This is a genomic window from Tardiphaga sp. 37S4 (genome assembly GCF_021044645.1).
Lineage (GTDB): Bacteria > Pseudomonadota > Alphaproteobacteria > Rhizobiales > Xanthobacteraceae > Tardiphaga > Tardiphaga robiniae.
Genome location: NZ_CP088008.1, coordinates 5,470,448 through 5,497,441 on the forward strand (window position 1 = coordinate 5,470,448; position 26,994 = coordinate 5,497,441).

Below are 26,994 nucleotides of genomic sequence, written 5' to 3' on the forward strand. Positions count from 1 at the left end.
CTGGAAGAGAAAGGGTTGTTGCGAATCCTTTTAGCCGGAAACGCGATCCGCACACAGTACAAGGAAGCCCCCTGTGGAAGCCTCGCGAATCGGGAGATTACTCTGTGAATATCAGGATTTAATGAGTCGCGCCGCATAGAAGCCGTCGAGCCCGCCGAGCCGAGGATCGGTATGGGGCAGATGGCTCGGCAAAGTGCGCAGATCGCCCTCGGGGGTGACGATCTCGGCCAGGCCGGCAACTTCACTGGCGTCGGCGGGGGCGCGGCGCATGCTGGAATCCTTGGCCAGCAGGTCGGCGATGGCTTGTTCGCCTTCTTCTGGCTCCAGCGAACAGGTGCAATAGACCAGGGTTCCGCCGGGCTTCAGGATGGAAGCCGCCTTCTGCAGCAGGCGCCGCTGCAGCGCGGTCAGCATGACGATATCGGAGTCCTGTTTCAGCCAGGCGACGTCGGGATGCCGCCGGATCGTGCCGGTCGAGGAGCAGGGCGCGTCCAGCAACACGCCGTCAAAACCCTCGCCGGGATATTCGGTGCCGTCGACGACGACGGTTTCGGCTTCCAGCGACAGTCGCGCCAAATTTTCGCGCAGCCGCGCCACGCGGTTCGGCGAGCGGTCGATAGCAGTGACCTGCGCGCCGCCCTGGACCAATTGCGCAGTCTTGCCGCCCGGCGCGGCGCAGAGATCGACGATGCGTTTGCCCTTGAGGTCGCCGAACAGTCGTGCCGGCAGTGCCGCCGCGGCGTCCTGCACCCACCACTGGCCGTCATCGAAACCGGGCAGCATGGTCACCGAGCCCTGCAGCAAGGTTCGGACGGAACCGGTTGGAAGCACTTCGCCGTGCAGGCGCGTGGCCCAGGCATCGGCTTCGGATTTGACGGTGAGATCGAGCGACGGCTCATGGCTCAGCGCCACGGCCATTTCCTTGGCTGCCGTCCCGCCGTAATGGGCCGTCCAGCGCGCCATCAGCCAGGGCGGGATGTCGAGAGTCTGGGCGGCAACTTCGTCGATCAGCGGCTGGCCTTCACGGGCGCAGCGTCGCAACACGGCATTGACCAGTCCGGCATATTTCGCGGCGCGGCGGTCGGATTGCACCATGCGGACCGAGAGGTCGACGGCGGCGTGATCCGGCACATCCATCCAGAGGATCTGGGCAGCACCAATCAGGAGCGCACTTTGCGCACGCGGGGCATCGGTGGGAACACCACGGTCGAGCAGGCGGGAGAGAATATGCCCGAGCGTGCCGAGCCGGCGCAGGATCGTTGCAACCAGACGTCGCATCAGCGCGCGGTCGCGGTCGGATAGGGTTTTCAGGCCGGGATGGGCCGCGGCGCCTTCGAGCTGGTCGTCGAGGGTCCGATGCTTGTGCAATACGCCGTCGAGAATATCCGCCGCAATCCGTCGCGCGGCGAGGCCGGGGACCTCGGTTGGCGGTGCGTATCTTACTTGCGACATGCGAAAACATCACGACGGAGGGCGGGCAATGGCGCGGGCAGGCTCAGCATGCGGCCATTGGATGGGAGCGATTCTGTCGCATGCGAATATGCCAAATGTAAGAATCGCCCTTATATGCTCACAGTCGAACGGCAACTGTTCGACATTGATTTATGTAACGCGTGCCGCCCTTGCCGGTTCAGCAGGAAACCTGAGATGAACGACATTCCTTCCGAGTCCGCAACGTCTTTGCCGGAGCCTGAGCCGGCACCGAAGAAAGTTTTGACGCCAGCCGCGCAGCGCGCGCTGGCCGAGGCAGAAGAACGTCGGGCTGCAGCTGCAGCAGCACATACTGCGGCGAAAGCGAAAGAGTTCCAGGGACCTGAAGGCCCGGAGCCCACGCGCTTTGGCGACTGGGAGCGTAAGGGCATTGCGTCCGACTTCTAACTCTTCGGGTCACTGAGCCAGATTCTTCTGGCTGGTTGTTTCGACTCACATTATCGCAGGACGATGACCCCAGCATCGCGCATTCACCGTGCGTCGCCGTGGCGATCCCGCATGTCCGCGGCGATGCCGTGGGTATTCGTGCTTGGCCTGGCCGCCGGCACCATGCTGCCGGTGAAGCGTTGGCTGCCGTTCCTGCCCGGCGCGGATCAGACCGAGGCCGCCCGCGATTCCGAGGCGATCGTCAGGCGCGCCGGCAATGCTGAGGCGCGCTACCCGATCGAGATGCGCTATGCCATCGACGGCGATACTTTTGGCGCGCGCGTGCATCTTGGGTCGGGTGAAGACGTCAGCGTGCGCATTCGTTTGCGTGGCATCGATGCGCCGGAACTGAAGGGGCAATGCGCGCGCGAGATTCAGAAAGCAGAAACCGCGACGGCCGCACTGACCAAGTTGCTCCGCGAGGGAAGTCTCACGATCTATAATATCGGGCCTGACAAATATCCCGGCCGCGTAGTAGCCGATGTGGCGACCAGGCAAACGCCGAACGTGTCGGCTGCACTGCTCGGTGCTGGTCACGCGCGCGCGTATGGCGGTGGCCATCGCAACGGCTGGTGCGATAACCGCTGAGATCAGCAAAACAAAAAGCCGCGCATCATGCGCGGCTTTTCAGAATAGCGAAGCTGCCAGCGATCAGCGCTGGGTGACGATCACCGGCGTGCCGACCGAGACGCGCGAATAGAGGTCGGTGATGTCTTCGTTGTACATGCGGACGCAACCGTAAGAGACATAGCCGCCGATCGAATTGGGGCGGTTGGTGCCGTGGATGGCATATTCGCCGCCGGCGAGGGTCATCGCAGCAACGCCCATCGGATTAGCGGGCGAACCGCCCGCAATCACATCGGGGATATTCGGATTGTCACGCTTGACGTCGGCGGGCGGAGCCCAGGCCGGCTGGCGGTACTTGCCGTCGATCTTGGTGGCGCCGGCCCACTGTTTGCCGGGCTTGCCGACACCGACGGGATAGCGCACGGCCTGACCCTGTTCGAGCACGAGATACAGCTTACGCTCATTGGTCTTCACGACGATGGTGCCGGGGGCATAGTCGCCATGGAAGCCGACCACATTGGGCGCTGCCTGCGCGGTGGGGGACATCAGGGCGCCAACGACAACGGTGGCTGCCAGCGCACTAGCAATCTTCAAGGACATCGATCTCTCCAGTTCGGCCCGACCGGTAGCGGCCGACGAGGTCGTGCCGCCTCTCAAGGCGACGAAAACAATTGCACACGGGAAATTCTCAACCAGTCGCGTAAACAACCGGTCTCTGCCGGCGCGGGGGAGTGCGCCAACGAGCGCCTAAAGAGGAAATCCGCTGAACAAAGTAAATGCCCGGAAAACAACACTCGCTCTAAATTGGCCAGCAGCGGCCATCTGCCCCTGACAATCGCGTGAGGGCAGCCAGATGCGATGCGTTGGAGGTCACTAGGCCAGCGTAAAGGCCTCATGGACGGCGGATTGTACCGCGCCGCCGAGGACAGCGCCGCCACCGGCCACATAGATCCAGTCGCCAATAACCGTGGCGCCGACCGCATGGCGCGGGGTCAGCATCGGCGCGTGGCTCTGCCAGGTGTCGGAGGCCGGATCGTAGCTTTCCATCTGTCCGTACACCTTGCCCTGGGTGAGCTGGCCGTTCTGCACCACGCCGGATTCGCCGCCCATGGCGAACAGCCGGTCGCGATATACCACAAGGCCATGGCCCGAACGGGTCGTCGGCAGTGCGGCGCGCAGCTCCCATGTGTCGCGCTCGGGCAGATACACATGGTGCAGATCGGTATTGTACTCGAACGTATTGAAACGCCCGCCGATCACATGGATCACGCCGCGCGTGGCCACGCAGCCGACATGGTCACGCGCACCGGGCAGTGCCTTGCGGGTCTCCCATTTGTCGGTCTTGGGATCATAGGCTTCGTGCCAACTGACACTGGCGCGCTCAGCCGCCGGTTCCGACGCGCCGCCGATCAGATGGATTTTGCCGTTCAGCGCAACGGCAGCGCCGGCACCGCGTGGTCGCGGCAAGGGCGCGATCGTATCCCAGCGATTGGCAGCGACATCATAGGCATAGGCGTTCTGGTCCGAGCCGCGGTTCTGCTGCATGAAACCGCCGAGCGCATAGACGCGTCCGGCATCGGCAGCGACCGAGACATGGTTGGCGCCGCGCGGCAGGGGCGCTGCGTCGAGCCACTGATCTGAAGCGGGATCGTAGACATGGTGATAGGGGCGGTCGACACGGCCTTCGCCGTAGCCGCCGACGATATGCATACGATCGGCCCATGATGTCGCCCAGGCCATCTCGCTGCGCGGCAACGGCAGTGCCGCACGCGATATCCACTTTCCTTGCGGCCCTTTCGGCGCCGGACTCTCTGTGACACGCTGCGCCTCCTGCTCGGGCGTCATGTGATGCGGTACGCCACCTTGCAATTTGGCGTAGGGCTCTTTCGACGATGGTGCCCCAGGCAATGCGGGATGACCGGCATGTTGCGCACGGGCGGAGGCTCCGCCCGCAACAACTGCAGCACTTCCCAACACGAATGACCGACGATCCACCACATCACTCCGTGTTTGCCGACAGATTGGGCGAGCGGTTACGCCCCCGGCTTCTTGTTCTGCCGATGCTCGACGAGGTCGGTGACCACGGCGGGATCGGCCAGTGTCGATGTATCACCCAGAGATGACGGTTCGTCTTCGGCGATCTTGCGCAGGATGCGGCGCATGATCTTGCCGGAGCGGGTCTTTGGTAGACCCGGTGCGAACTGGATCAGGTCCGGCGAGGCGATCGGGCCGATGTCCTTGCGAACCCAGGCCACGAGCTCCTTGCGGAGCTCTTCAGTCGGCTCGACGCCGTTCATCAACGTGACATAAGCGTAGATGCCCTGGCCCTTGATGTCGTGCGGATAGCCGACCACGGCGGCTTCCGACACTTTCTCATGCGCGACCAGCGACGATTCCACTTCCGCGGTGCCCATGCGGTGGCCGGAGACATTGATGACGTCGTCGACGCGGCCGGTGATCCAGTAATAACCGTCGGCATCGCGGCGGCAGCCGTCGCCGGTGAAGTACTTGTTCTTGTAGGTCGAGAAATAGGTCTGTTCGAAACGGGCGTGATCGCCATAGACCGTCCGCATCTGGCCAGGCCATGACTTGGCGATGCAGAGATTGCCCGAGGTCTCGCCCTCCAGCACCTTGCCATCGGCATCGACGATCTCGGGGACGACACCAAAGAACGGCCGCGTCGCCGAGCCAGGCTTCAGTTTCGTGGCGCCGGGCAGGGGCGTGATGAGAATGCCGCCGGTCTCGGTCTGCCACCAGGTATCGACGATCGGCGCGCGCGCCTCGCCGACGACGTGATAGTACCACTCCCAGGCTTCCGGATTGATCGGCTCGCCGACCGATCCCAGCAATCGCAGGCTCTTGCGCGAGGTTTTCTTCACCGGCTCGTCGCCGGCCTGCATCAGCGCGCGGATCGCGGTTGGCGCGGTGTAGAAGATGTTGACCTGATGCTTGTCGATGACTTCCCAGAAGCGCGACATCGACGGATAGTTCGGCACGCCTTCGAACATCAGCGTGGTCGCGCCGTTGGCCAGCGGCCCATAGAGAATGTAGCTGTGACCGGTCACCCAGCCGACGTCGGCGGTGCACCAGTAGACATCACCCTCGTGATAGTCGAACACATATTGATGCGTCATCGAGGCGAACAGCAGATAGCCGCCAGTGGTGTGCAGCACGCCCTTGGGCTGGCCGGTGGAGCCCGACGTGTAGAGGATGAACAGCGGATCTTCCGCATTCATCGGCTCGCAGGGGCATTCGGTGGTCACGACTTCGGCGGCCTCGCGATACCAGAAGTCACGGGCGGGATCCATATTCACCGGCGTGCCGGTGTGCTTGACCACGACGACCCAGTCGACGCCGCCGGCTTTCGCGACGGCCGCATCGACATTGTTCTTTAGCGGCACTTTCTTGCCGCCGCGCAGGCCTTCATCGGCGGTGATGATGATCTTAGACTGGCAGTCAGTGATGCGCTGCGCCAGCGAGTCCGGCGAGAAGCCGGCGAAGACCACTGAATGGACCGCGCCGATGCGCGCGCAGGCCAGCATCGCGTAAGCGGCTTCCGGAATCATCGGCAGATAAATCGTGACGCGGTCGCCTTTGCCGACATTGCGGTTGCGCAACACGTTGGCCATCTTGCAAACTTCGTCGTGCAGTTCCTGATAGCTGATGTGCTTCGACTGCGAGGGGTCGTCGCCTTCCCAGATGATCGCGGTCTGGTTGGCGCGCTTCGGTAGATGGCGGTCGATGCAATTATAGGCGGCGTTCAATACGCCATCCTCGAACCACTTGATCGAGATCTTGCCTGGGGCAAAGGACGTGTTCTCGATCTTGGTGGGGGCGTGGGTCCAGTTGAGGCGCTTGGCCTGCTCGGCCCAGAAGCCGTTGGAATCGCTGATCGAGCGCGCATACATCTCATTGTATTTCGCGTCATCGACGAAGGCGCGCGTCGTCCACTCAGCCGGTACGTCGTAAATTTTGTCGGACATCGTCCCCTCCACCACCGTGCGACCGCTGCGCGAATTCGCCGCCAGCCGGTTCTCGTTGCGCGCAATATGCGCCGGGGCGAGATAGCCGGACAAGCGGGGACGGACTAGGCCTTTGGTCGGTCCGCAAGGTCGCAGCCCCGATCACGTTCGCGTTTTGACGGCTCGGAAACTTCATCATAAAGCCAATTCGGGCGCTAAACGGTAACCAGTAACCGAAATTGCGTACCTGTGGACTCGCAATAGTTGCGGGAAGCCCCTAAATCGCCCTCGCAGGGACGGCCAAGCGGCCCGGAACCAAAAATCAATAAACGGCATTAGCAGAGACACAGGGCCGACGAGGCAGATAACACTATGATGGAACAGCAGAATTTCGCGCCTTCCCGGGCCGTTTCCGCCCGTTCCGTCGCGCGGCCAGCCCGTATGGCCAAGCCAAGCCCCGCGAGCGTGGAGGTTTTGGCCCGTGAAATGGGTCTGAAGCTTGGAGATCAATCTGAGCTGACGATCCGCCGGCTCAAGCGCGGAAAATCTTATTCCTTCGTCAGGGCCAACGGCACCCCGATCAAGCATATCGGGACGATTAAGCGGCTGAACTCCATGGCAGTGCCCCCGGCCTATGCCGAGGTCCGCTATGCCGCTGATCCTACGTCGCATTTGCAGGCCGTAGGCCGCGACGCGGCCGGCCGCCTGCAATACCGTTATCACTCGGATTGGGAGAAGGTCCGCGAGCAGCGCAAGGCGCATCGGCTGGCGAAGCTGGTGGCGGCACTGCCGAAGATCCGCCGCAACGTCTCGGCGCTTCTGGCTGGCGACGAGCCGACGCGTGAGTTCGCGCTCGCCGCTGTCATCGAACTCGTCACGCGGACCGCGATCCGTGCCGGCAATGAGAGCTATATGAAGCTGTCGGGCACCCGCGGCGCTACAACGCTGATGAAGTCGAACGTGCAGCTCGAAGACGATTGCATCGTGCTCACCTTCAAGGCCAAGGGCGGCAAGGCAGTGCGCAAGGAGTCCAATGCGTCGAAGCTCGTCCGCGCGATTGGTATCCTGCACGACGTGCCGGGCAAACGCCTGTTCCAGTATCGCGACAACGCTGGCCGCATTCACAAGGTCAACACGGCAGCAGTGAACGCCTTCCTGCGCGATATCGCCGGCATCAAGATTTCACTGAAGGATTTCCGCACTCTGATGGCGTCGGCGACGGTGGCTGAAACCCTGTCGCGGATCGAGCCGGCAGCCAGTGAGCGCGGGCGCAGGAAGCAGGTGCTCGAAGCCGTGCGGTCGGCGGCGGACGAATTACAGAACACGGCGGCGATCTGCCGCAAGAGCTATGTGCACGATACCATCGTCACCGCCTTCGAGGACGGCGTCCTCGCGCGCATCGCCGCGACGCAAACGGGCTATCGCTCGCAATCGAAGCGCGAGCAGCTTCTGGCGCAGGTGGTGGCTGAGGCGGGGTAGTTAGGCCAGCGTCCACACCGCCGTGTTCTTGATCTCTGCATCTTCAAGATCGCGCGTCACGGGCACTCTGTATTCCGCGAGCTTGCGCAACTTGTCTTTCGGCAGATAGCTGCGGCCGGGGTCGCCGATCAGGATCGTTGCACCGCGCGCCGCTTGCTCTGAAAGAAATGCAAAGGCGCGCTCTGCGGTGTCGCGTTCATAGAAAATATCGCCTGCCAGAATCGCTTGTGCGGGCGGGACAGATGAGCCGCCGAGCAGATCGTCACCGCGAGCATTGATCGTAACGCCATTTTCAGCCGCGTTCAGCGCGATGGCCGTGCGCGCAAAGGCGTCGATGTCATAGGCGAAGACGCTGCTTGCTCCGGCTTTCATCGCGGCGATAGCCACCAGCCCCGATCCTGTTGCGAAATCGATGATGGTCTTTTCAGCAACATGCCCGGGATGATCGATAACAAAGCGCGCCAGTGCCTGTCCGCCGGCCCAGGCGAAAGCCCAGAACGGTGGCGGCAATCCGGCCTCGCCAAGTTCCTCTTCTGTCTTGCTCCACAGCGGCACGGCCTCGTCGGCAGTGTGCAGCACAATGTTCGGCACCAGTGGTACCGGTCGCAGGCGCGTATTGGCGCGGATGAAAGCTACGGGATCAGTGATTGCAAGATTGGCCGCGCCGTCGGCGCTCACAATCCGCCCATTTTGCAGACGAGCTTCCACTCCTCCGCGGTCACCGGCTGCACCGAGAGCCGCGACAGTTTCAGCAGCGCCATCTCGGCGAGCTTCTTCTCGGCCTTCACGGCAACGAGCGTCACCGGTGTCTTCAAAGGTTTGTCGGCGGCGATATCGACGCAGACGAACTTGCCGGATTCATCGGTTGGATCGGGATAGTGCTCTTTCACGATCTCGACGATCCCGACAACTTCCTTGCCTTCGTTGGAATGATAGAAGAAGGCGCGATCGCCTTTCTTCATGGCCATCATATTGAGCTTGGCGCTGTGGTTGCGCACGCCGGTCCAGGCTTCGCCCTTTTTGCCCTTCGCGACCTGCTGGTCCCACGACCACACCGAAGGCTCCGATTTCACCAGCCAGTATTTCATCACGTCTCTAACCTTCTGCCTTGAACGGCCGCGTCAGCAGGCCATCGATTGCCTGATCGATGGTTGCCTGTCCGGCCAGAATTGCCGCGACCGCATTTGCGACCGGCATGTCGACGCCCTTCGATGCGGCAAGCTCGATCAGCACAGGTGCGGTGAATTCGCCTTCGGCAAGTTTGTCGCGCGCAGGCTGTTCGCCGCGGCCCAATGCAACGCCGAGCGAAAAATTACGCGATTGCGCGCTTGAACAGCTCAAGATCAGATCGCCAAGACCTGACAGTCCCGATAGCGTCTCGGTGCGCGCGCCACATGCGATGCCTAGTCGCAGTAATTCGCTGAAGCCGCGCGTTGTGAGTGCTGCAAGGGCCGACGCGCCGAGCCGCTTGCCGGCGACGATACCCGCCGCAATTGCCAGTACGTTCTTCGCCGCACCGCCGATCTCGACGCCGCGCACATCGGTGGAGTGATAGGGACGGAACGTCGCCGAACCCAGGGCCTGCACGAGTGCGACAGCGATATCCTCGTCGGCGCAGGCGAGTGTCACGGCCGTGGGCAGGCCCGCTGCGACATCGTCGGCGAAATTCGGTCCCGACAGAATGGCAGGGATCGCATGCGGTGCGACGTCGGCGATGACTTCCGTCATGAATTTGTGACTGCCGCGCTCGATGCCCTTGGCGCAGGCGACCACTGGAACGCCTGCCGGCAATAGCGGCGCGAGCGCCGTCAATGCCTCGCGCAACTGCTGCGACGGGACGGCGAGCAGAATGATATCGGCGCGCGCTGGCAGCGAAAGATCGGCGGTGACGAAGACAGAGTCATCGATGGCTGCGCCGGGCAATCTCGGATTGGCGCGCGATACCTGCATCAGTTCGGCGGCTGCAGTCGAGCGTGCATAGAGCACGGTTTCGCGGCCGGCGCGCGCCGCGACATCGGCCAGCGCCGTGCCGTAAGCACCAGCGCCGATCACCGCCACAGAGTTGAAGTCGCTCATGGTATTCCCGTCAGTAAGCCGCGCGGGATTTGGAATGGCCCGCCGGCGCCTTGGCGTCAGCATCGAGCAGCCAGCGCGCGCGGGGCGGTGCTTCCATCGTGTCGGTGAGTCCTAACGCAAGACGTTCCGCGCCGGCCCAGGCGATCATCGCGCCGTTGTCGGTGCACAGTGCCGGCGGCGGGATGATCAGCGTGGTCTGCGCTTTTGCGGCGACGGCCTGCAGCGCGCCGCGGATCGCCTGGTTGGAGGCGACACCGCCGGCTGCGACCAGCGCGTGCGGCGGGCCGAATTGGTCTTCGAACAATCTGAGGCCGACGCTCAATCGATCCGCCGTCGATTCCAGGGCCGCCGCCTGGAAGCTGGCGCAGAGATCCGCGATGTCCTGCTCTTCCAAAGGAATGAGACGGCTGGCTTCGTTACGGACCGCAGTCTTGAGACCGGAGAGCGAAAAATTCGCATCGGGCCGGCCAAGCATCGGCCGCGGAAACGCAAAGCGCTTGGGATCGCCACCGGCAGCAGCCCGCTCCACTTGCGGACCGCCGGGATAGGGCAGGCCGAGCATCTTGGCGACCTTGTCGAAGGCTTCGCCCATGGCGTCATCGACGGTGGTGCCGAGCCGGACGTAGTGGCCGACGCCGAGCACCGCGACGATCTGGGTATGACCGCCGGAAACGAGAAACAGGCAATACGGAAACGCCAAGGAAGTGGTCAGCCGCGGCGTCAGCGCATGGGCTTCGAGATGGTTCACGGCCACCAGCGGGGTGTCATGCACCATGGCTATGGCTTTTGCGGTGGTGAGACCAACAATGACGCCGCCAATCAGGCCGGGTCCGGCGGCTGCGGCCACACCGCTCAGTTGCGCGAAATTGACGTCGGCGTCCTTCATGGCGCGGCCGACGATGCCGTCGAGCAGGTCGATATGGGCGCGCGCGGCGATCTCGGGCACCACGCCGCCATAGGGCGCGTGGTCACCGATCTGCGAATGGACGATATTGGACAGGATCTTGCCGCTGCCGTCGGGCTGGCGTTCGATGACGGCGGCCGCGGTCTCATCGCAGGTCGTCTCGATTCCCAGCACCAGCATCGGTTGGTCGGTGGTCACTATCGGTCCTTGCTAAATCAGCCAAATCCGGGCTTTTCCTGTCCCCGGCGTAGCATTGCGGGGTTGCAAGGTGCAATCACTCGATGCCCTGCGTGGCATGCGAGACCCCCGAAACCGGACCTCAGATATGGCTATTCTCGTCACTCGCCCGCAGCCGGACACTACCAGCACCGCCGCCGCCTTGCGCGCGCGGGGCTTTGAGGTGCTGGCGGCGCCGATGCTGCGCTTCGAAAAGGTGATGCTGTCCATCGATTCGGATGCGGATTTCGGCGCGGTGATCGTGACGTCCTCCAATGCGCTACGCGCACTCGCCGATCAGCCGGTGCAAGCAACCCTGCTTCACCTGCCGCTGTTCGCGGTCGGCGACCGGACCGCAGAGGCCGCGCGCGATCTCGGCTTTGCCAAGGTCGTGTCCGCCGAAGGTGATGCTGCGGCGCTGCGGGACCTATTGACGGAGAGCAGCAAGAGCAAGCTGCTGAACAAGACCCGCCCGCTCCTTTATCTGGCCGGCGCCGATCTTGCGCGGGATCTCGCTGGCGAACTCGGTGCGCGTGGTTTCACGGTGGTGACACAAACCACCTACCGGATGATGCCGGTGGCCGATCTGCCGAATGATGTTGCTGCGGCCTTCGTGGCCGGCAGAATCGAGGCCGTGCTGCATTATTCGCGGCGGAGCGCGCGGGCATTCTTCCAGGCGGTGGGCTTGTCGGGCGTCGAGATCGCTGCCCTCGCAGTTCCACACTATTGCCTTTCAGCTGCGGTCGGCACGATTGCGCATGATGCCGGGGCTACCCAGGTCGTGGTGGCGCAGACTCCGGACGAAAATGCCCTGTTCGCTGCGCTGGAACGTGCCATCGCGCCATTATCGCGTTAAGACTGCTGTGACCAAATCCCGGTAGGGATCGGGCATGCCACGAGGGAACCGACGCGATGGCCGACGATAGCGATACAGGATCGTCTCCGGATGCCGGTCGGCCCAAGCGGCCGCCGCCAACCATCGAATTGACGGCTGCCGAGGTCACCGAGCGTCCGGCTGCAGCGGAGCCTGCGCTACCGGAAACAGCATCGGAGTCCATCGATACCGCGCCGTCGGACATGCCGCCGTCCGAACCCGCCGCGGAGGCTGGGGCTGAAAAGCAGGCGCCCGTCTCGCCTGCGCGTGCACCTGTCTTGGTTCCCGCCGCCGTTGGCGCGGTTGCCGGTGCGTTTGTCGCCGGGATCGCATGGTTCGGCCTGAGCGGCATTGCTTCGAGCGACAAGGCAGATGTCGATGCGCTGACCTCTCGCGTTGCACAGATCGAAGCGCGCCCGCTTGCTGCGCCGGATACGGGTCTGGCAACGCGGATCGATACGCTTGAGAAATCCATCGTGGGATTGCGCGGCGATCTCACTGCCGCGAAGGCGCAATCGGATCGTGTCGTCGCCGACATCAATCAACTCAAATCCGCGCCGCGCACCGCGACCGGTGTGGTCGATCTCGGGCCGATCAATGAGCGGCTCGGGCAGATCGAACGTGCAGCCGACGAGTTGAAGTCTTCGGCCGCCCAACAGAATACCAAACCTTTCGATGACACGGTCTTGCGCCGTGTCGTTGTGGCATCGTTGCTCGATACGTCGGTGCGTCAAGGTGAGCCCTTTGCGACGGCGCTTGCGGCGGTCAAACCGCTTGCCGGCAATGCCAATCAGCTGAAGCCGCTCGATGCGTTTGCAACGACGGGCCTACCAAACACAGTCGCGCTCAGCCGTGAACTGCTTGCAGTGTTACCGAAGCTCACACCCGCTCCGGCGGACACGCCTGCGGTAGGCGCAGGTTTCATGGATCGTCTGCAGGCCGGCGCGGCCAAGCTGGTGCGCATCGAGCGCACCGATGCTGTCGGCGCAGGTAGCAACAGCGGCGCTGTGTCACGCGCGTCTGCGGCTGCGCGCAGCAACGATATCGCCACGGCCAGGCGTGAGTTGCTGACGCTGTCGCCAGCGGATCGTGCCGTGGTTCAGCCCTGGCTCGATAGAGTCGATATGCGCGATGCAGCGCTGGCGGCTTCACGTCAATTCGCAGCCGACGCGATGGCGGCGCTTTCCAAACCGGCGCCATAGGAATCCGATGTTCCGCATTATTCTGTTTCTTGTGTTGATAGCACTTGCGGCCGCTGGCGCCGCCTGGGTCGCCGATCAGCCCGGCGATGTCGTGATATCCTGGGGCGTCTGGCGCGCTTCGCCGTCGGTGCCGGTGTTTGTGCTGGTGCTCGGCCTGACAATCGTCGCGGTGGTGTTCGCCTGGTCGCTCCTGCGTGGTTTGTGGGGCGCGCCGAAGCGAATGCGCCGTCGTCGCCATGAAAAGCGTCAGACGCGCGGACGTCAGGCCATCACGCATGGTCTGCTGGCGATCGGGCAGGGCGATGGCCACGCCGCGCGGCGTCATGCCGATATCGCCAAACGTTTGACGACTGACGATCCGCTCGCTCTGTTGCTGCATGCCCAGTCCGCCCAGCTCGATGGCGATCGCGCCGGTGCGCATCGTGCGTTTCAGGCGATGGCTGAGCGTGGCGATACGCGGCTGCTGGGTCTGCGCGGTCTGTTCATCGAAGCGCAGCGCAGCGACGATCCCGTCGCCGCCGTGACGATTGCCGAAGAAGCGCTTAAATTATCGCCGGCATCGACATGGGCGTCGCAAGCCGTTCTTGGCTTCCGCTGCGCGCAGAGCGATTGGACCGGCGCGCTGAAAATCCTCGACAACAATTTTGCCTCTGGCCTGATCGATCGCGCGGCGTTTCGTCGGCAGCGCGGCGTGCTGCTCACCGCGCGTGCGCTGGAGCTTGAGACACAAGATCGCGATCTGTCCCGCGACAGCGTGACCGAGGCGATCAAGCTTGCGCCAACTTTGGTGCCGGCCGCCGTTCTCGCCAGCCGATTCCAGAGCGAGGCGCATCAGACCCGTCGGGCAATGAAGATCATCGAGACAGCGTGGCTGGCGCAGCCGCATCCGGATCTCGCCGACGCCTATGCCCATGTGAAGCTCGGCGATTCCGCGCGGCAGCGGCTGGTGCGTGTCGAGACGCTGGCGTCGAAAGCGCCAGGCCATATCGAAGGCGCGCTGGCGATTGCCCGAGCGGCCATCGATGCCGCCGAATTCACACGCGCCCGCGAAGCACTGGCGCCGTTCACGACCGATTCCACCCAGCGCGTTGCGATGCTGATGGCGGAAATCGAACGTACCGAACATGGCGACAGCGGCCGCGCCCGCGCCTGGACATTGCGTGCCGTGCGCGCGTTGCATGATCCGGTCTGGACCGCCGACGGCTATGTGTCCGATCGCTGGCGGCCGGTGTCGCCGGTCACCGGCCGAATTGATGCGTTCCAGTGGCAGACGCCGCTGGCCGCGCTGCCGTCGGACAGGGCCTCGACGATTGAGACCGAGATTTTGCGCGAAACCGTGCTGGCTCCGCCGCCCGCGATGCCAAAACCCGTGGTGCCCGTGCCAGCCGAGATCACGCCTGTCGCGCCGGTTCAGGATCTCGCGGCGGAACCTGAAGTACCAGCACAGCCCGAACCGGTGGCCGCTGCCACGCTCGAGCCCGCCGAGGCGCCGCCGCCGCTCCCGAAACCGGCCCCCGCGCCGCCACCGCTGTTCCGTGATCGCACCGATATCGCCAGCGCCGCTAAGCCCGCTGTCGCCATTCCAGCCGTCATTCCCATCGTCAGGCCCCCGGACGATCCCGGCGTGGACGAGGCAGACGATTATCGCGATGAATTCGCCGAGCTGAATGCAGGCCAGCAACAGGGCGGTTGGCGCGGGTTTCTACGGCGCTGGGGCGGATAACAGCCCCGATTCAGGCCCAAATGGCCGGTTTCAGTGGGTGGTTCGTTGCGCTTTTCGGTCGCGAGATTCGCCGCCGCTTCTTGCAAAGCAACGCCCCGGGCGATATCAGATGCCCCAGCGTTTTCGGCCGAAAAGCCGAATCGCCGCTTGGTTCGCCGCAATAGCTCAGTTGGTAGAGCACGTCATTCGTAATGACGGGGTCACAGGTTCGAGTCCTGTTTGCGGCACCATTTGCGCTCCGGCGCCATCCGTTTCAGTCGCAGCAGTCAGTCGCAGCTTTGGTGCCTTACGCGGCGGTGGCCGGCATTTCCAGGTCGGCCCAGATCTTGGCGAAATAGGCCTGGAAGGCAGCGTCGGTGCGCAGCGCCACGGGATCGCGGCCTGCTTTGGGCAGATCGATGACATGCAGCGCCCGCACGGTCGCCGGACGTGCGCTCAGCACCAGAACGCGGTCGGCCATGGCGATGGCTTCGCCGATGTCATGGGTGACCAGAATGGCGCTCTTGCCATTTTCGGCGATGATGCGTGACACGTCGGCCTGCAGCAGCAGGCGGGTCTGGAAATCCAGCGCCGAGAACGGCTCATCCAGCAGGATCACCTGCGGGTCGAAGGCCAGCGTGCGCATGATGGCCACGCGCTGGCGCATGCCGCCTGACAAGGTTGCGGGCTTGGCGTTCTCGAAACCGGCCAGGCCGTAGGCGCGGATCAATTTCATGGCGATGTCGCGCGACGTCTGTCGCGGCGCACCGCGCACTTCCAAGCCGAGCATCACATTGTCGATGACGGAACGCCACGGCAGCAGCAGATCCTTCTGGAGCATATAGCCGACATGTCCTGCGGCGTCGTCGACGCGAATGCCTGCGACCTCGACATGGCCGCGCGTCGGTTTCAGCAAACCGGCAATGACATTGAACAATGTGGACTTGCCGCAGCCGGACGGGCCGACGATCGCCAGCGTCTCGCCCTGCCGCAGCTCGAAGCTGACGTCGCGGATGGCTTCGACATATTGCTTGCCGCTTCCGAATGATGCGCCGACCTGTTCGGCCTTGAGTACGGCGGATGTGGTCGAGGTCGGTGTTGCGAGTTGCGTCATAGCGTTCATGCGTCCACCTCGCTGCAGAAGCCGAGCAGCATGTTATTGAAAACATCGGGTATCACGGCGGTGAAGGCATGGGCGCCCCATTCCACTTCGCGCATGCGCGCGCCCGGAATGGCGGCAGCCAGTTGTTGCGAGAGATAGGCCGGCACCAGACTGTCGTCTCGCGATGAGGCCAGCAGTGTCGGCGTTGCAATGGTCGCGAGAGCGTCGCCGGGGTCGAAGGCGAGAAACATGTCGATCCGTGCGTTCATCGTCGCCGCTGTCGGGAAGTGTGCGAGGATGCGCTCTTCTTCCGCGTCAAGCTGCGCGGAATTGTCGGAAATCCATCGCGGCGGATAGAGAAACAGCGGCTGCGCACGCACATAGGCTTTCGGGCCGGACTGATTCAGGATCTGTTTGCGCACTTCAAAACAGCGCCGCAGGAACGGATCGGCGCGACCCCAGCCGTTCACCACCACCAGGCTGCGCAAGCGCGCGGGGTCGCGCAGGGCAAGTTCAATTCCGACGATGCCGCCGATGGCATGGCCCACTACATGTGCATTGCTGACACCGGCATGGTCGAGCACATGCGCGATGTCGTTGGCCATGCCCGAGATTGATCGTGGCGGCGCGGTGTTATCAGCGCTGCGGCCGGTGCCGACGTGGTCGTAGAGGATGACCTGGTGGCGCTGCGCGAGTGTTGCGACCTGTGGCGTCCAGAACGATCCGCTGCCGCCCATGCCGGCCGACATGAGGATCGCCGTTCCGTGTCCATGAGTTTCGTAATAGATGTCGGCGTCACCGCCGCTTGCATAGGGCATGGGTTGTCTTGCGGGTTCGAGCGATGGAAAGTCAGAAGCGCAGGCGGCGTTCGAGAATGTCGATCGCGCCGTACATCAGTAGCGCCACGGCCATGAGCGCGGCGATGCCGACCCACACGGCGTTCAAATCGTAGAGCACGCCGGCATAATAGATCATGTAGCCGAGGCCCTCTTTCGAGGCGATGTATTCGCCGACGACTGCGCCGATCAGCGCGAAGCCGACATTGAGACGGAAGGCGGACACGATCCACGGCATGGCGCCCGGAATGACGACAGTACGCCAGGTCTTCCATCGGCTGGCACCGAGCGAGCGCATCAACTTGATCAGGTCGCTATCGACTTCCTTGGCGCCCTGTTGCGCGGTGATCACCGCGACGATGAAGGTAATGATGGCGGCGATGGCGATCTTCGACGAGATGCCGATTCCGAACCACACGATAATCAAGGGTGCGAGTGCGATCTTCGGCAAGCCGTTGAGCGCGATGAGATAGGGGCGCAGCACCGCCGCGCTGGTGGGAAACAGCCAGAGCAGCAGCCCGACGGCGCTGCCGGCAATAGTGCCGATCAGGAATCCGGCGATGGCTTCCCAGGCAGTCAGCGCAGCATCGCGCAGGAGTTCTCCGTTGGCGATCAGAATAGAGGCCTTGGCGAAGATGCCGCTTGGCCGTCCGTAGAGATAGACCGCGATCCATTTGAAGCTGATCGCAATTTCCCAGGCAGCAAGTAACAGAGCTAGCAGTGCCACTTGCAGCAGCGCGATCCGCAGGACCGGCGGCATCAGCCGCCGCGCGACATTGGCTTGGGTGGCTTCGATGGTCGTCACATCAAGCTCGCTTGTGTGCGATCGACGCGATCTCGACGAGGCAATCCGGTTTCACCAGTCCGCACTGGATGCAGTAGCGAGCCGGCTTCTCGCCGGGGAAGTATTCGGCATAGACCTTATTGACGGCGCCGTAATTGGCCCAATCGGTTACGAAGATGGAGTTGAAGGTGACATCGGCCATCGTGGCGCCTGCGGCAGTCAGCACGCTCTTGATCGTCTCAAGGATGTGCCGGGTCTGCGCCGCCGCATCGCCGACATGAACGACGTCGTTGTTCTTGTCGAAGGCCAGCGTGCCGGACACATAGATCACGCCGTCGGCCATCATGCCGGGCGAGTAAGGTGCGAGCGGCGGATGAGTGCCGGGCGGAATAATCGCGCGATCTGTCATGGGATCCTCAGGCTTTCGTGGAGGTTTCAGTCTGCGCGAATGCGCGGCGGAAATCGGCCGTGCTGGAAACCCAGCCGAAGAAGGTTTCGATGTTGAAGACAGCCGCCTTCTGGACGTAGTCGGGGCCGGCCTGATGCGTCGCGTCTTCGAGCATCACGCCGAAATATTCGAGATGGAAGCCGTCGCGCAGGGTCGATTCCACGCAAACATTGGTGGCAACTCCGCAGAAGACGAGATTGCGGATGCCGCGCGCGCGCAGGATGCTGTCGAACTGGCTGTTGAAGAAGCCGCTGTAGCGCGGCTTCGGTACCACGATGTCGCCGGGCTGCGGCTGGAGTTCATCGACGAGCGCGTAGTCCCAGCCACCCTTGGCGAGCAGGCTGCCTTGCAATTCCGGGCGCGCGCGCATGGTCTTGAGTGCGTTCGATTTGTGCCAGTTCGGGGAGCCCGGACCGCCGGCCTCGACATAGTCGGCGTCCCAGCCGTTCTGGAAATAGATCACAGTGACGCCGGCCTCGCGCGCGACCTCCAGCGTCTCCTTGACGGCCACGATCGCTGCCTTGGCGCCGGTCACGTCGAAGCCCGCGAGATCCAGATAGCCGTTCGGCGACGCGTAGGCGTTCTGCATGTCGACCACGATGACTGCGGTCTCCTCGACCGCGAGCCGCAACGGCTCGGGGCGTGCGGGCAAGGTGACGTAGCGCCGTTCAGGCGGAAAGCTGGTTGAGACCGACATCACGCCAATCCGAATTCTTTGGTCGCTTTCTCGGCGAAGCGATTGTCGACCATTTGTGCATAGGGAAGCGTCGTTGAGACTGCGCCGCCGCCTTGTTCCAGCAACATCGCGCGATCCCATTCCTCGGCGGAGATGGTGGGGTTTTTCGGAATCGCCGTCTTGCTGCCAAAGAAGTTCTTCGTCGCATTTCCGACCACCGACGGCGAGACTTTCGGAAAGTACTTCTCTGCGACCTCGGTGAAGACAGCATTGTTCTCGTGCATCATCTTCTGCGCCTCGGCGATGGCGTTACAGAAGCCTTGCACCGCCTCCGGGTTGGAGGCGATCACGTCTTCGGTGGCCATGGCCGTCGTGAAACACAGCGGACCAAGCAGATCGGCGAATGATAGCGACGGTACGAGGCCAAACTGTTCGGCGCCGATGCTGATATCCCATTCGAATGCGGTGGCGATGTCGGCACGGCCATCCTTGACGGCTGCGGCCTGGGCGCCCGGTGGCAATTCCAGGAAGGTGACGCCCGCTTCCTTGGGGTCGAACTTGCCGACCGTCTTCATCGCGTAAGTCGGGACCTGGATCGTCGAGGACGGAAATTTCAGCGTCGCGATGGTCTTGCCGCGGAGGTCATCGATGGTGGTGATCTTGGTGTCCGGGCGGGTCATTCCCCACATCGATACGCCGCCGACGATCTTGGCGATATTCTTGAGCTTGCCGCCTTCACGCGTGGCGTTGACCGACATGCCAGGGCTGGTGACGCCGATCTGGCCGCGGCCGGACAGCAGGATCGGCACCGGCAGGGCGATGCCGCCCGCGGTCGACAGGTCGGTGTCGAGGCCGTGCTTGGTGAACAAGCCTTTGTCGGTTGCGACATAGAGCGAGGCATACATGCCGAGCCGGATGGCTTCCGACACCAGCACCTTGCGGCCGGCGGCAAAGGCCGGGCCTCCCAGGCCAGCAAACGGGGCCGCTGCGGCGCCAATGAGCGAATATTTGAGTAGGTTGCGCCTGTCGATCATGCCTCTGTCCCTCGCCGCCATTGCCGATGTCAGATGGTGTGCTGCATAGTTTTTAGCCGCAGCTGGTTTTCGCATAAAATTCTTGCACCCGTTAATTTCATTAACAAGTCGGGAAAAACAGATATATTTATCTGTAATGCTTATGAATATTGACCTCCGGCAACTCCGTGCCTTCGCCGAGGTGGTTCAGGCCGGCAGCTTCAGCCGGGCTGCGCGGAAACTTGGCGTCTCCCAGTCCGCCCTCAGCCAGGCCGTTCGCCAGCTCGAGGACGAGCTGCAGGTCCGGCTGCTGGACCGGACGACGCGCAGCGTTCAACTCAGCAAGGTCGGTGCCGAATTCCTGCCGGGGATCCAACGCCTGCTGGCGGATCTCGATCACCAAATTCAGGATTTACGCGATCTGCGCGAGCATCGCCGCGGCCATGTTACGGTGGCCTGCGTGCCGTCGGTGGCGTTGCGTCTGATGCCGGTGGTGTTGGCGAACTTCCAGCGCGAATATCCCATGGTGAGCGTGACGCTCAAGGAAGTGTCACGGCATCAGATCATTGCCGGGCTGCGCAGCGGCGACGCCGAGCTCGGCATCGCCAATGTGCCGGGTGAGGATGCGGATCTTGACGCGACGAAGCTGCTGACGGACCGTTTTGCGCTGGTGATGCGGCGGGATCATCAGCTGGCGTCACAAAGCACCGTGAACTGGATGGACGGCGTCGCTGCAGGCATGATCGCAATGGCGACCGGCACCGGGATCCGGTTGGAAATGGAACGCGGTCTGCAGGAACTGGGGCGTAGCAACCCGCTGCATGAGGCCGAACACCCGGCGACCCTGCTCGCCATGGTCGAGGCCGGCGTCGGCGTGGCGCCATTGCCAGGTCTGGCGTTGCCGGCGACGGACCACCCCGTGCTGACCTTCCGCAGGCTGCTCGATCCGGTCATTGAGCGCGATCTGTATCTGATCCGTCGCGTGGGGCGTGACCTGTCGCCGGCCGGTCGCGCGCTTTACCGCGGCATCCAGCTCGTGGCGCAATCGATCCGCGAGCGCACTGCTGCCGGGTGGTAGCGAACACGCTTTGACCTTGCTCCCATGAGTCCCTATTTTGGGATGAACAGTCCTATTCCGCTAATTTGAGCCCCTTATGACCGCCTCGCTGAAAGCCATCGACGGATCGGCAGATTTGTCTGTCCTGATGAACGACCTCGCCCGGAGCGCCCGTGCGGCTGCGCGTGCGTTGGCGGTGGCTCCAACGGAGCAAAAGAACCGGGCGCTTGCGGCCATGGAGCGCGCGATACGCGCCGGTGCGCCGGCGATCCTGGCGGCCAATGCCGAGGATGTCGCCGAGGTGCGCGCCAATGGCGCGACATCGGCCTTTATCGATCGGCTGACCCTGACCGAAGCGCGCGTGCATGCGATGGCTGATGGCATCCGTGTGATCCATGACATCGCCGATCCCGTCGGCGCCGTCACCGAAAGCTGGCAGCGGCCGAATGGCATGACCATCGAGCGCGTGCGCGTACCGCTCGGCGTCGTTGCGGTGATTTTCGAAAGCCGTCCGAATGTTGCGGCGGATGCCGGCGTACTGTGCCTGAAGTCCGGCAATGCCGTGATCTTGCGCGGCGGCTCCGACAGTTTCCGCTCCTGCCGTGCAATTCATGAATGTCTGGTGCAGGGCCTGCGTGAAGCCGGTCTGCCGGAAGCCGCGATTACGCTCGTGCCGACGCGCGATCGTGCGGCGGTTGGCTTGCTGCTCACCGGCCTCAATGGCGGCGTCGATGTGATCGTGCCGCGCGGCGGTAAGAGCCTGGTCGCGCGTGTCGAGGCCGAAGCGCGGGTCCCGGTATTCGCACATCTCGAAGGCGTCAATCACACCTATGTCGATCGTACCGCCAAGCTCGATATGGCGAAATCGATCGTGCTGAATGCGAAGATGCGCCGTCCCGGTGTCTGCGGCGCGACGGAAACGCTGCTGATCGACCGCGCGGTGGCAGGTACGCATCTCAAGCCGCTGGTGGAAATGCTGATTGATGCCGGCTGCGAGGTGCGCGGTGACGCCGTCGTGCAGCAGGCCGATGTGCGCGTCAAGCCTGCAACGGACGAGGACTGGGACACCGAATACGAAGACGCGATCATCTCGGCCAGGGTCGTCGATGGTGTCGATGACGCGCTCGCGCATATTCGCGATCACGGTTCGCATCACACCGATGCGATCGTCACCGAAGACGTTGCGGTGGCCACGAAGTTTCTCAACGAAGTGGATTCGGCGATTGTACTGCATAACGCCTCGACGCAGTTTGCCGATGGCGGTGAATTCGGCTTCGGTGCCGAAATCGGAATCGCCACCGGCAAATTCCATGCGCGCGGCCCGGTCGGTGCCGAGCAGCTCACCAGTTTCAAATATCGCATTCACGGCACCGGACAGACCAGGCCGTGATGATGTGCGTTTCGGCGCGTGGAGACTGAATTGGATTTGCATTCAGTCCCGCCGGCGCAGGGCATACCGCCACATAGTCCCGGCATGCGGATCGGTCTGCTTGGCGGATCGTTCAATCCGCCGCATGCCGCGCATCGGGCTATCAGCCTGTTCGCGATGAAACGGCTGCAGCTCGATCGCGTCTGGTGGCTGGTGTCGCCGGGCAATCCGCTGAAGGATCAACGCAATCTGCACGATCTCGCCGAGCGCGCAGCGGCTGCGAAGGCGATGGCCGATCATCCGCGCATCGATATCACCTGTCTCGAGAGTGTCATCGGTACGCGCTATACCGTCGACACCATCAGCTACCTCCGACGTCGATGTTCGCAAGCACGATTTGTCTGGATCATGGGTGCCGACAATCTCGCCCAGTTTCACCGCTGGGAGAGCTGGCAGGTGATTGCCGGAGAGGTGCCCTTTGCGGTCATCGACCGACCGCCGCAGAGCTTCCAGGGACTGGCATCGACCGCCGCCCAGGCCCTCGGCCGTTACCGGATACCGGAGCAGGACGCTGGGTCATTGGCCGACCTGAAGCCCCCCGCATGGGTATTTTTGACCGGTTTGAAGCTGAATCTGTCCTCCACCCGGCTGCGGAACCCGGATGGCAGCTGGAAGACGTAATTCCACAACACTCGCCCGATAAGTGCTATAGGGCGGGCGCTGGAATATTGAATCCGGCATTCCCACATGCATACTTGATCTCACCGGGCGTCGGATTCGGCGTCCCAATACAGTGAAAGGAATGGTCCTCTGGCCACTTCTGTATTGTCCAAGACGGGCGCCAAGAAAGCCCCGTCAAAGGTTGCCCCACCCAAGAAGTCCGCTTCGGTAAAGAAGGCTGCCGCGCCTAAAAAGGCTGCCGCAACCAAAACCGCAAAGCTGAAGGCTGCAGCCAAGACACCCGCTGCTGCAAAAGCTGCACCGAAGGCTGTCATTCCGAAGAAGGTTGCTTCGCCCAAGGCAAAGAAATCTGCTGCGGCAGTGCGCGATAGCGCGACCGAAACGCTCAATCTCGTTCTCGCCCGCCTTGACGACATGAAGGCCGAGGAAACGGTGACCATCGACCTGCGCGGCAAGTCGGCTTTCTCCGATTACATGGTTGTGACCACCGGCCGGTCGAACCGCCATGTCGGCGCAGTGGCCGAAAATGTCGCCAAAGGTCTCAAGGAAGCCGGTCAGAAGAAGCTGCATGTCGAAGGCCTGTCCAATTGCGATTGGGTGCTGATCGATACCGGCGAAGTCATCCTGCATGTCTTCCGGCCTGAAGTTCGCGAATTCTACAATCTGGAACGTTTGTGGACGCAGAGCCCGTCGGATGAACCGCGGATCGATCTGAAGGCTGTTTGAGCCAGCGGGAATTCGGCAACGGCGCGACGCGTGCTAGTCTGCGCCAATGCATCTTCTTGTGATTTCCATCGGCAAGCTCAAGCAGGGTCCGGAACGCGAGCTCGCGGAACGGTACCGTGATCGTTTCGACGATATTGGCCGCAAGCTCGGTTTTCGCGGCCTTGCGATTCATGAAATTTCGGAAAGCCGCGCACGCGATGCGGCGACCCGGATCAATGAGGAAGCAGCGGCGATTTCGGCGCTGATTCCGGAAAAGGCTGTATTAGTAGCGCTCGACGAGCGTGGCAGCAGCGTGGACAGTGCCAGTTTCGCTCGCCATATCGGGAAGTGGCGGGACGAATCGGTGCCGCATAATGTTTTTGTCATCGGCGGGGCGGACGGACTTTCGCCCGAATTGCGGCGCAAAGCCAAACTGAGCATTGCATTCGGCTCGGCGACCTGGCCGCATCAAATGGTTCGCGTCATGCTTCTGGAACAGATTTACCGGGCCGCTACAATTTTAGCTGGCCACCCGTATCACCGCGTTTAGCTCGCTATATTGAGCGTATCGCGTTTGAAAGAAGGCGCTGTCGAAACCACGATGCTGTCACCGCGGTCCATTCCATCTGAATACGACGCCGTTCGCCGCGGGATGTCGAACGCATCGTCGTTATCCATGATGCTGGTATCAGCGACTCTTGCAGGTTTGATGACGACGTCGGTCCGTGCGCAAACCGCTGCGCCGATCCAGCAAGCGAATGCGCCGTCACCCGATATCATTCGTCAACGCGAGCAGGAGCTTGAAGCGGTCCGCGCGCAGCAGAAGAGCGCTGCGGAGCTTCAGGCGAAATTGAAAGCCGATATCGCGGCGATCGGACAGGATCGCGGCAAGCTCAGTCAGCAGCTCATCGATATTGCCGCCCGCGTCCGCAGCGTCGAAACCCGGATCGACGATGCCGAAGTACGATTGCGGCCGCTGGATGCGCGCGAGCAGAAGATCCGCGGCACGCTGGAATCGCGCCGTGGCGAAATCGTCGAAGTGTTGTCCGCCTTGCAGCGCGCCGGCCGCCGTGCGCCGCCGGCTTTGCTGGTGCGTCCCGAAGATGCGCTGAAGTCGCTGCGCACCGCGATGCTGCTCGGCTCCGTTGTGCCCGAGATGCGCGCGCGCGCCGAGCAACTGGTGGCTGACCTCAGCGAACTCGTGAATTTGCGCAAGGCGATCTCGACCGAGCGCGATCAGCTTGCTGGCGATCGCGACAAGCTGAAGGAAGAACAGACACGCCTCGCGTCCTTTACCGAGGAGCGCCAGAAGCAGCAGTCGGCTGCGGAAAAGGACATGGAAGCGGAAGCCGCGCGTGCGCTGACGTTGTCCCGTCAGGTCGACAGTCTGCAGGGCCTGATCGCGAAGATGGAGCAGGACTCCAAGGCGGCGGCGAAGGCGGCAGCCACAGCCAGTCTGCAGGGCACGCCGGCGGCGCTCAGCAACGGCAAGCCGAATATCGGCGCCTTCAAGGATCCCGGCCGGCTCAGTCCGGCGATCGCCTTTGCGTCGGCAAAGGGCATGCTCGCACTTCCGGTCAACGGGGTTAAAATTCGCAATTTCGGCGGTTCCGACGGTGTGGGTGGCGTCGAAAAGGGCATGTCACTGGCCGCACGGGCGGGTGCGCAGGTCACAACACCGTGTGACGGCTGGGTTGTTTATTCCGGTCCGTTCCGTAGCTATGGACAACTCTTGATCCTCAATGCCGGGGGCGGGTATCATGTCTTGATCGCCGGGATGGAGCGTATTTCGGTGAACATTGGTCAGTTCGTCCTTACCGGGGAACCGATCGCTGTCATGGGATCAACATCCCGGGTAGCATCCGTCCTTGCGGCCAATGCCAGCCAGCCTGTGCTTTATATCGAGTTCCGGAAAGACGGGACTCCCATTGATCCAGGCCCATGGTGGGCCGCTAACGAAGGCGAAAAGGTTCGCGGATGATGCGCAAGACTTCCATAATTCTGCTGAGTGCTGCCACTGGCGCCGCCTTGACGCTCTTCGTGACTCAGCCACGCGCCGTGTTCATGGGCACCAGTGCCCGCGCAGCGACCTCGGATACCTACCGCCAGCTCAACCTGTTCGGCGACGTGTTTGAGCGCGTCCGCAGCGATTATGTCGAGAAGCCCGACGACAGCAAGCTGGTCGAGTCGGCGATCTCCGGCATGCTCACCGGTCTTGATCCGCATTCCAGCTACATGGACGCCAAGAGCTTCCGCGACATGCAGGTGCAGACCCGCGGTGAGTTCGGCGGGCTCGGCATTGAAGTCACCATGGAAGACGGCCTGATCAAGGTGGTGTCACCGATCGACGATACCCCGGCATCGAAGGCCGGTATCATGGCCAACGACATCATCACCAGCCTCGACGAGGAAGCCGTGCAGGGTCTCACCCTGAACCAGGCCGTCGAGAAGATGCGTGGCCCGGTCAACACCAAGATCAAGCTGAAGATCATCCGCAAGGGTCAGGACAATCCGCTCGACGTCACTCTCGTGCGCGACAACATCCGTGTTCGCTCGGTGCGTGCTCGCGTTGAAAGCGACGATATCGCTTACATCCGCATCACGACCTTCAACGAGCAGACCACAGAAGGCCTGAAGCGCGAGATCGCGGCCCAAACCGCGGCAATCGGCGCGGACAAGGTCAAGGGCTACATCATCGACCTCCGCAACAATCCGGGCGGTCTTCTTGAAGAAGCCGTCACCGTTTCCGACGCGTTCCTCGAGCGTGGCGAGATCGTCTCGACCCGCGGTCGTAACGCTGAAGAAACCCAGCGCCGCACGGCGCATGCAGGCGATCTGACCAAGGGCAAGCCGGTGGTCGTGCTGATCAATGGCGGTTCGGCTTCGGCATCGGAAATCGTCGCCGGCGCGCTGCAGGATCACAAGCGTGCGACCACGATCGGTACGCGCTCGTTCGGTAAGGGCTCGGTGCAGACCATCATCCCGCTGGGCTCCGGCAACGGTGCGCTGCGTCTGACCACGGCGCGTTACTTCACGCCGTCGGGCAAGTCGATCCAGGCCAAGGGTATCGTCCCGGACATCGAAATCGTGCAGGACGTGCCGGATGAGCTGAAGTCCCGCGACATCAAGGGCGAGGCTTCGCTCCGCGGCCATCTGAAGAACGATGGCGACGAGAAGACCGGTTCGCAGTCCTATGTGCCGCCGGATGCCAAGAATGACAAGGCGCTGAAGGCCGCTGCCGATTTGCTCCACGGCATCAAGGTGACGTCGAACGCAATCATCACGCCGCCGCCGGGAGCCGCTGCTGCTGCGGACAAGCCAGCAGACGATAAGGCGGCCGCCAAGCCGAACTGATCGGCGAATACGCATCAATTCTGCGGAAAGGGCGGCCTTCGGGTCGCCCTTTTTGTTGCAATCCTTCCAG

General features: G+C 62.8%; 27 protein-coding genes and 1 tRNA gene. 14 read left to right on the forward strand and 14 right to left on the reverse strand.

Going from position 1 to position 26,994, the window contains the following annotated elements; all coding sequences use genetic code 11:
* Positions 1 to 111 precede the first annotated feature (111 nt).
* A complete protein-coding gene (locus LPB73_RS25965) occupies positions 112 to 1,452 on the reverse strand; it encodes an RsmB/NOP family class I SAM-dependent RNA methyltransferase (RefSeq protein WP_231078667.1) in 1,341 nt (446 codons plus the stop codon).
* Positions 1,453 to 1,647: 195 nt separating this feature from the next.
* Here LPB73_RS25965 and LPB73_RS25970 point away from each other — a divergent pair, with 195 nt between their 5' ends.
* Complete coding sequence (locus LPB73_RS25970) at positions 1,648 to 1,878, forward strand: DUF1674 domain-containing protein (RefSeq protein WP_115033144.1); 231 nt, start codon at positions 1,648 to 1,650, stop codon at positions 1,876 to 1,878.
* Positions 1,879 to 1,989: 111 nt separating this feature from the next.
* A complete protein-coding gene (locus tag LPB73_RS25975; RefSeq protein ID WP_231078668.1) occupies positions 1,990 to 2,505 on the forward strand; it encodes a thermonuclease family protein in 516 nt (171 codons plus the stop codon).
* 63 nt (positions 2,506 to 2,568) lie between these two features.
* On the opposite strand, the gene LPB73_RS25980 is transcribed toward LPB73_RS25975, so the two are convergent.
* From LPB73_RS25980 to acs, 3 genes are all read right to left on the reverse strand, one after another.
* Positions 2,569 to 3,084, reverse strand: coding sequence for a L,D-transpeptidase (locus LPB73_RS25980; RefSeq protein WP_175369311.1), 516 nt, complete (start codon positions 3,082 to 3,084; stop codon positions 2,569 to 2,571).
* Between the two features lie 273 nt (positions 3,085 to 3,357).
* Positions 3,358 to 4,479: a Kelch repeat-containing protein gene (locus LPB73_RS25985; protein WP_231078669.1), complete on the reverse strand. Its 1,122-nt coding sequence runs from the start codon at positions 4,477 to 4,479 to the stop codon at positions 3,358 to 3,360.
* Positions 4,480 to 4,517: 38 nt separating this feature from the next.
* Complete coding sequence (gene acs, locus LPB73_RS25990) at positions 4,518 to 6,467, reverse strand: acetate--CoA ligase (RefSeq protein ID WP_231078670.1); 1,950 nt, start codon at positions 6,465 to 6,467, stop codon at positions 4,518 to 4,520.
* A gap of 351 nt (positions 6,468 to 6,818) precedes the next feature.
* Between acs and LPB73_RS25995 the strand changes: the two genes are divergently transcribed.
* Entirely contained in the window at positions 6,819 to 7,925 is a 1,107-nt protein-coding gene (locus LPB73_RS25995) for a DNA topoisomerase IB (protein ID WP_089263196.1), read from the forward strand.
* Here LPB73_RS25995 and LPB73_RS26000 read toward each other — a convergent pair whose 3' ends face one another.
* From LPB73_RS26000 to tsaD, 4 genes are read right to left on the reverse strand one after another with little or no spacing between them, the layout of a single operon-like run.
* A complete protein-coding gene (locus LPB73_RS26000) occupies positions 7,926 to 8,603 on the reverse strand; it encodes a class I SAM-dependent methyltransferase (protein ID WP_231078671.1) in 678 nt (225 codons plus the stop codon).
* Positions 8,600 to 9,013 carry an EVE domain-containing protein gene (locus LPB73_RS26005; protein WP_068730189.1) on the reverse strand — a complete coding sequence of 138 codons (414 nt, stop codon included), beginning with the start codon at positions 9,011 to 9,013 and terminating at the stop codon, positions 8,600 to 8,602. Before LPB73_RS26005 ends, LPB73_RS26000 begins: the two co-directional genes overlap by 4 nt.
* Before the next feature lie 7 nt (positions 9,014 to 9,020).
* The gene (locus tag LPB73_RS26010; protein WP_231078672.1) at positions 9,021 to 10,001 is read right to left on the reverse strand and encodes an NAD(P)H-dependent glycerol-3-phosphate dehydrogenase; all 981 of its coding nucleotides are present in this window, start codon (positions 9,999 to 10,001) and stop codon (positions 9,021 to 9,023) included.
* A 10-nt stretch (positions 10,002 to 10,011) separates the two neighbouring features.
* A complete protein-coding gene (gene tsaD, locus LPB73_RS26015; RefSeq protein WP_120288082.1) occupies positions 10,012 to 11,085 on the reverse strand; it encodes a tRNA (adenosine(37)-N6)-threonylcarbamoyltransferase complex transferase subunit TsaD in 1,074 nt (357 codons plus the stop codon).
* A gap of 145 nt (positions 11,086 to 11,230) precedes the next feature.
* Between tsaD and LPB73_RS26020 the strand changes: the two genes are divergently transcribed.
* The 4 genes from LPB73_RS26020 to LPB73_RS26035 all read left to right on the forward strand — a co-directional run bounded on the left by LPB73_RS26020 (position 11,231) and on the right by LPB73_RS26035 (position 15,150).
* Complete coding sequence (locus LPB73_RS26020; protein ID WP_231078673.1) at positions 11,231 to 11,977, forward strand: uroporphyrinogen-III synthase; 747 nt, start codon at positions 11,231 to 11,233, stop codon at positions 11,975 to 11,977.
* Positions 11,978 to 12,033: 56 nt separating this feature from the next.
* A complete protein-coding gene (locus LPB73_RS26025; RefSeq protein ID WP_231078674.1) occupies positions 12,034 to 13,197 on the forward strand; it encodes a COG4223 family protein in 1,164 nt (387 codons plus the stop codon).
* Between the two features lie 7 nt (positions 13,198 to 13,204).
* Positions 13,205 to 14,920 (forward strand): heme biosynthesis protein HemY, encoded by a 1,716-nt coding sequence (locus tag LPB73_RS26030; protein WP_231078675.1) that lies wholly within the window; start codon positions 13,205 to 13,207, stop codon positions 14,918 to 14,920.
* A gap of 154 nt (positions 14,921 to 15,074) precedes the next feature.
* A tRNA-Thr gene (locus LPB73_RS26035) sits at positions 15,075 to 15,150 on the forward strand.
* 56 nt (positions 15,151 to 15,206) lie between these two features.
* On the opposite strand, the gene LPB73_RS26040 is transcribed toward LPB73_RS26035, so the two are convergent.
* The 6 genes from LPB73_RS26040 to LPB73_RS26065 are packed head-to-tail and all read right to left on the reverse strand — an operon-like array spanning position 15,207 to position 19,779.
* On the reverse strand, positions 15,207 to 16,022 hold the full coding sequence (locus LPB73_RS26040) for an ABC transporter ATP-binding protein (protein ID WP_231078676.1): 816 nt from the start codon (positions 16,020 to 16,022) through the stop codon (positions 15,207 to 15,209).
* The gene (rutD, locus tag LPB73_RS26045) at positions 16,019 to 16,819 is read right to left on the reverse strand and encodes a pyrimidine utilization protein D (RefSeq protein ID WP_231078677.1); all 801 of its coding nucleotides are present in this window, start codon (positions 16,817 to 16,819) and stop codon (positions 16,019 to 16,021) included. The genes LPB73_RS26040 and rutD overlap by 4 nt, the downstream gene beginning before the upstream one ends.
* A gap of 31 nt (positions 16,820 to 16,850) precedes the next feature.
* On the reverse strand, positions 16,851 to 17,642 hold the full coding sequence (locus LPB73_RS26050; protein ID WP_089263216.1) for an ABC transporter permease: 792 nt from the start codon (positions 17,640 to 17,642) through the stop codon (positions 16,851 to 16,853).
* Between the two features lies 1 nt (position 17,643).
* Positions 17,644 to 18,030, reverse strand: a complete 387-nt coding sequence (gene rutC / locus LPB73_RS26055) for a pyrimidine utilization protein C (protein ID WP_093757765.1) — start codon at positions 18,028 to 18,030, stop codon at positions 17,644 to 17,646.
* A gap of 7 nt (positions 18,031 to 18,037) precedes the next feature.
* Positions 18,038 to 18,766 carry a pyrimidine utilization protein B gene (rutB, locus tag LPB73_RS26060; protein ID WP_089263220.1) on the reverse strand — a complete coding sequence of 243 codons (729 nt, stop codon included), beginning with the start codon at positions 18,764 to 18,766 and terminating at the stop codon, positions 18,038 to 18,040.
* Entirely contained in the window at positions 18,766 to 19,779 is a 1,014-nt protein-coding gene (locus tag LPB73_RS26065; protein ID WP_231078678.1) for an ABC transporter substrate-binding protein, read from the reverse strand. The genes rutB and LPB73_RS26065 overlap by 1 nt, the downstream gene beginning before the upstream one ends.
* Positions 19,780 to 19,861: 82 nt before the next feature.
* On the opposite strand from LPB73_RS26065, the gene LPB73_RS26070 reads away from it, so the two are divergent.
* The 7 genes from LPB73_RS26070 to LPB73_RS26100 all read left to right on the forward strand — a co-directional run bounded on the left by LPB73_RS26070 (position 19,862) and on the right by LPB73_RS26100 (position 26,924).
* Positions 19,862 to 20,836 carry a LysR family transcriptional regulator gene (locus tag LPB73_RS26070; RefSeq protein ID WP_175369300.1) on the forward strand — a complete coding sequence of 325 codons (975 nt, stop codon included), beginning with the start codon at positions 19,862 to 19,864 and terminating at the stop codon, positions 20,834 to 20,836.
* Between the two features lie 76 nt (positions 20,837 to 20,912).
* Positions 20,913 to 22,205, forward strand: a complete 1,293-nt coding sequence (locus LPB73_RS26075; RefSeq protein ID WP_231078679.1) for a glutamate-5-semialdehyde dehydrogenase — start codon at positions 20,913 to 20,915, stop codon at positions 22,203 to 22,205.
* A gap of 30 nt (positions 22,206 to 22,235) precedes the next feature.
* Positions 22,236 to 22,865: a nicotinate-nucleotide adenylyltransferase gene (locus LPB73_RS26080; protein WP_256461223.1), complete on the forward strand. Its 630-nt coding sequence runs from the start codon at positions 22,236 to 22,238 to the stop codon at positions 22,863 to 22,865.
* Between the two features lie 312 nt (positions 22,866 to 23,177).
* Positions 23,178 to 23,591 carry a ribosome silencing factor gene (gene rsfS / locus LPB73_RS26085; protein WP_068730459.1) on the forward strand — a complete coding sequence of 138 codons (414 nt, stop codon included), beginning with the start codon at positions 23,178 to 23,180 and terminating at the stop codon, positions 23,589 to 23,591.
* A gap of 46 nt (positions 23,592 to 23,637) precedes the next feature.
* Positions 23,638 to 24,120 (forward strand): 23S rRNA (pseudouridine(1915)-N(3))-methyltransferase RlmH, encoded by a 483-nt coding sequence (gene rlmH / locus LPB73_RS26090; protein WP_089263230.1) that lies wholly within the window; start codon positions 23,638 to 23,640, stop codon positions 24,118 to 24,120.
* 126 nt (positions 24,121 to 24,246) lie between these two features.
* Positions 24,247 to 25,551, forward strand: a complete 1,305-nt coding sequence (locus LPB73_RS26095) for a murein hydrolase activator EnvC family protein (RefSeq protein WP_374725622.1) — start codon at positions 24,247 to 24,249, stop codon at positions 25,549 to 25,551.
* Positions 25,548 to 26,924 (forward strand): S41 family peptidase, encoded by a 1,377-nt coding sequence (locus tag LPB73_RS26100; protein ID WP_120287632.1) that lies wholly within the window; start codon positions 25,548 to 25,550, stop codon positions 26,922 to 26,924. Before LPB73_RS26095 ends, LPB73_RS26100 begins: the two co-directional genes overlap by 4 nt.
* Positions 26,925 to 26,994 lie beyond the last annotated feature (70 nt).

Bases quoted from the DNA above. Each gene is read 5' to 3' on its own strand.
- LPB73_RS25965 (WP_231078667.1), bottom strand. From the start codon at position 1,452: ATGTCGCAAGTAAGATACGCACCGCCAACCGAGGTCCCCGGCCTCGCC.
- LPB73_RS25970 (WP_115033144.1), top strand. From the start codon at position 1,648: ATGAACGACATTCCTTCCGAGTCCGCAACGTCTTTGCCGGAGCCTGAG.
- LPB73_RS25975 (WP_231078668.1), top strand. From the start codon at position 1,990: ATGTCCGCGGCGATGCCGTGGGTATTCGTGCTTGGCCTGGCCGCCGGC.
- LPB73_RS25980 (WP_175369311.1), bottom strand. From the start codon at position 3,084: ATGTCCTTGAAGATTGCTAGTGCGCTGGCAGCCACCGTTGTCGTTGGC.
- acs (WP_231078670.1), bottom strand. From the start codon at position 6,467: ATGTCCGACAAAATTTACGACGTACCGGCTGAGTGGACGACGCGCGCC.
- LPB73_RS25995 (WP_089263196.1), top strand. From the start codon at position 6,819: ATGATGGAACAGCAGAATTTCGCGCCTTCCCGGGCCGTTTCCGCCCGT.
- LPB73_RS26005 (WP_068730189.1), bottom strand. From the start codon at position 9,013: ATGAAATACTGGCTGGTGAAATCGGAGCCTTCGGTGTGGTCGTGGGAC.
- LPB73_RS26010 (WP_231078672.1), bottom strand. From the start codon at position 10,001: ATGAGCGACTTCAACTCTGTGGCGGTGATCGGCGCTGGTGCTTACGGC.
- tsaD (WP_120288082.1), bottom strand. From the start codon at position 11,085: ATGCTGGTGCTGGGAATCGAGACGACCTGCGATGAGACCGCGGCCGCC.
- LPB73_RS26020 (WP_231078673.1), top strand. From the start codon at position 11,231: ATGGCTATTCTCGTCACTCGCCCGCAGCCGGACACTACCAGCACCGCC.
- LPB73_RS26025 (WP_231078674.1), top strand. From the start codon at position 12,034: ATGGCCGACGATAGCGATACAGGATCGTCTCCGGATGCCGGTCGGCCC.
- LPB73_RS26030 (WP_231078675.1), top strand. From the start codon at position 13,205: ATGTTCCGCATTATTCTGTTTCTTGTGTTGATAGCACTTGCGGCCGCT.
- LPB73_RS26040 (WP_231078676.1), bottom strand. From the start codon at position 16,022: ATGAACGCTATGACGCAACTCGCAACACCGACCTCGACCACATCCGCC.
- rutD (WP_231078677.1), bottom strand. From the start codon at position 16,819: ATGCCCTATGCAAGCGGCGGTGACGCCGACATCTATTACGAAACTCAT.
- rutC (WP_093757765.1), bottom strand. From the start codon at position 18,030: ATGACAGATCGCGCGATTATTCCGCCCGGCACTCATCCGCCGCTCGCA.
- rutB (WP_089263220.1), bottom strand. From the start codon at position 18,766: ATGTCGGTCTCAACCAGCTTTCCGCCTGAACGGCGCTACGTCACCTTG.
- LPB73_RS26065 (WP_231078678.1), bottom strand. From the start codon at position 19,779: ATGATCGACAGGCGCAACCTACTCAAATATTCGCTCATTGGCGCCGCA.
- LPB73_RS26075 (WP_231078679.1), top strand. From the start codon at position 20,913: ATGACCGCCTCGCTGAAAGCCATCGACGGATCGGCAGATTTGTCTGTC.
- rlmH (WP_089263230.1), top strand. From the start codon at position 23,638: ATGCATCTTCTTGTGATTTCCATCGGCAAGCTCAAGCAGGGTCCGGAA.
- LPB73_RS26095 (WP_374725622.1), top strand. From the start codon at position 24,247: ATGATGCTGGTATCAGCGACTCTTGCAGGTTTGATGACGACGTCGGTC.
- LPB73_RS26100 (WP_120287632.1), top strand. From the start codon at position 25,548: ATGATGCGCAAGACTTCCATAATTCTGCTGAGTGCTGCCACTGGCGCC.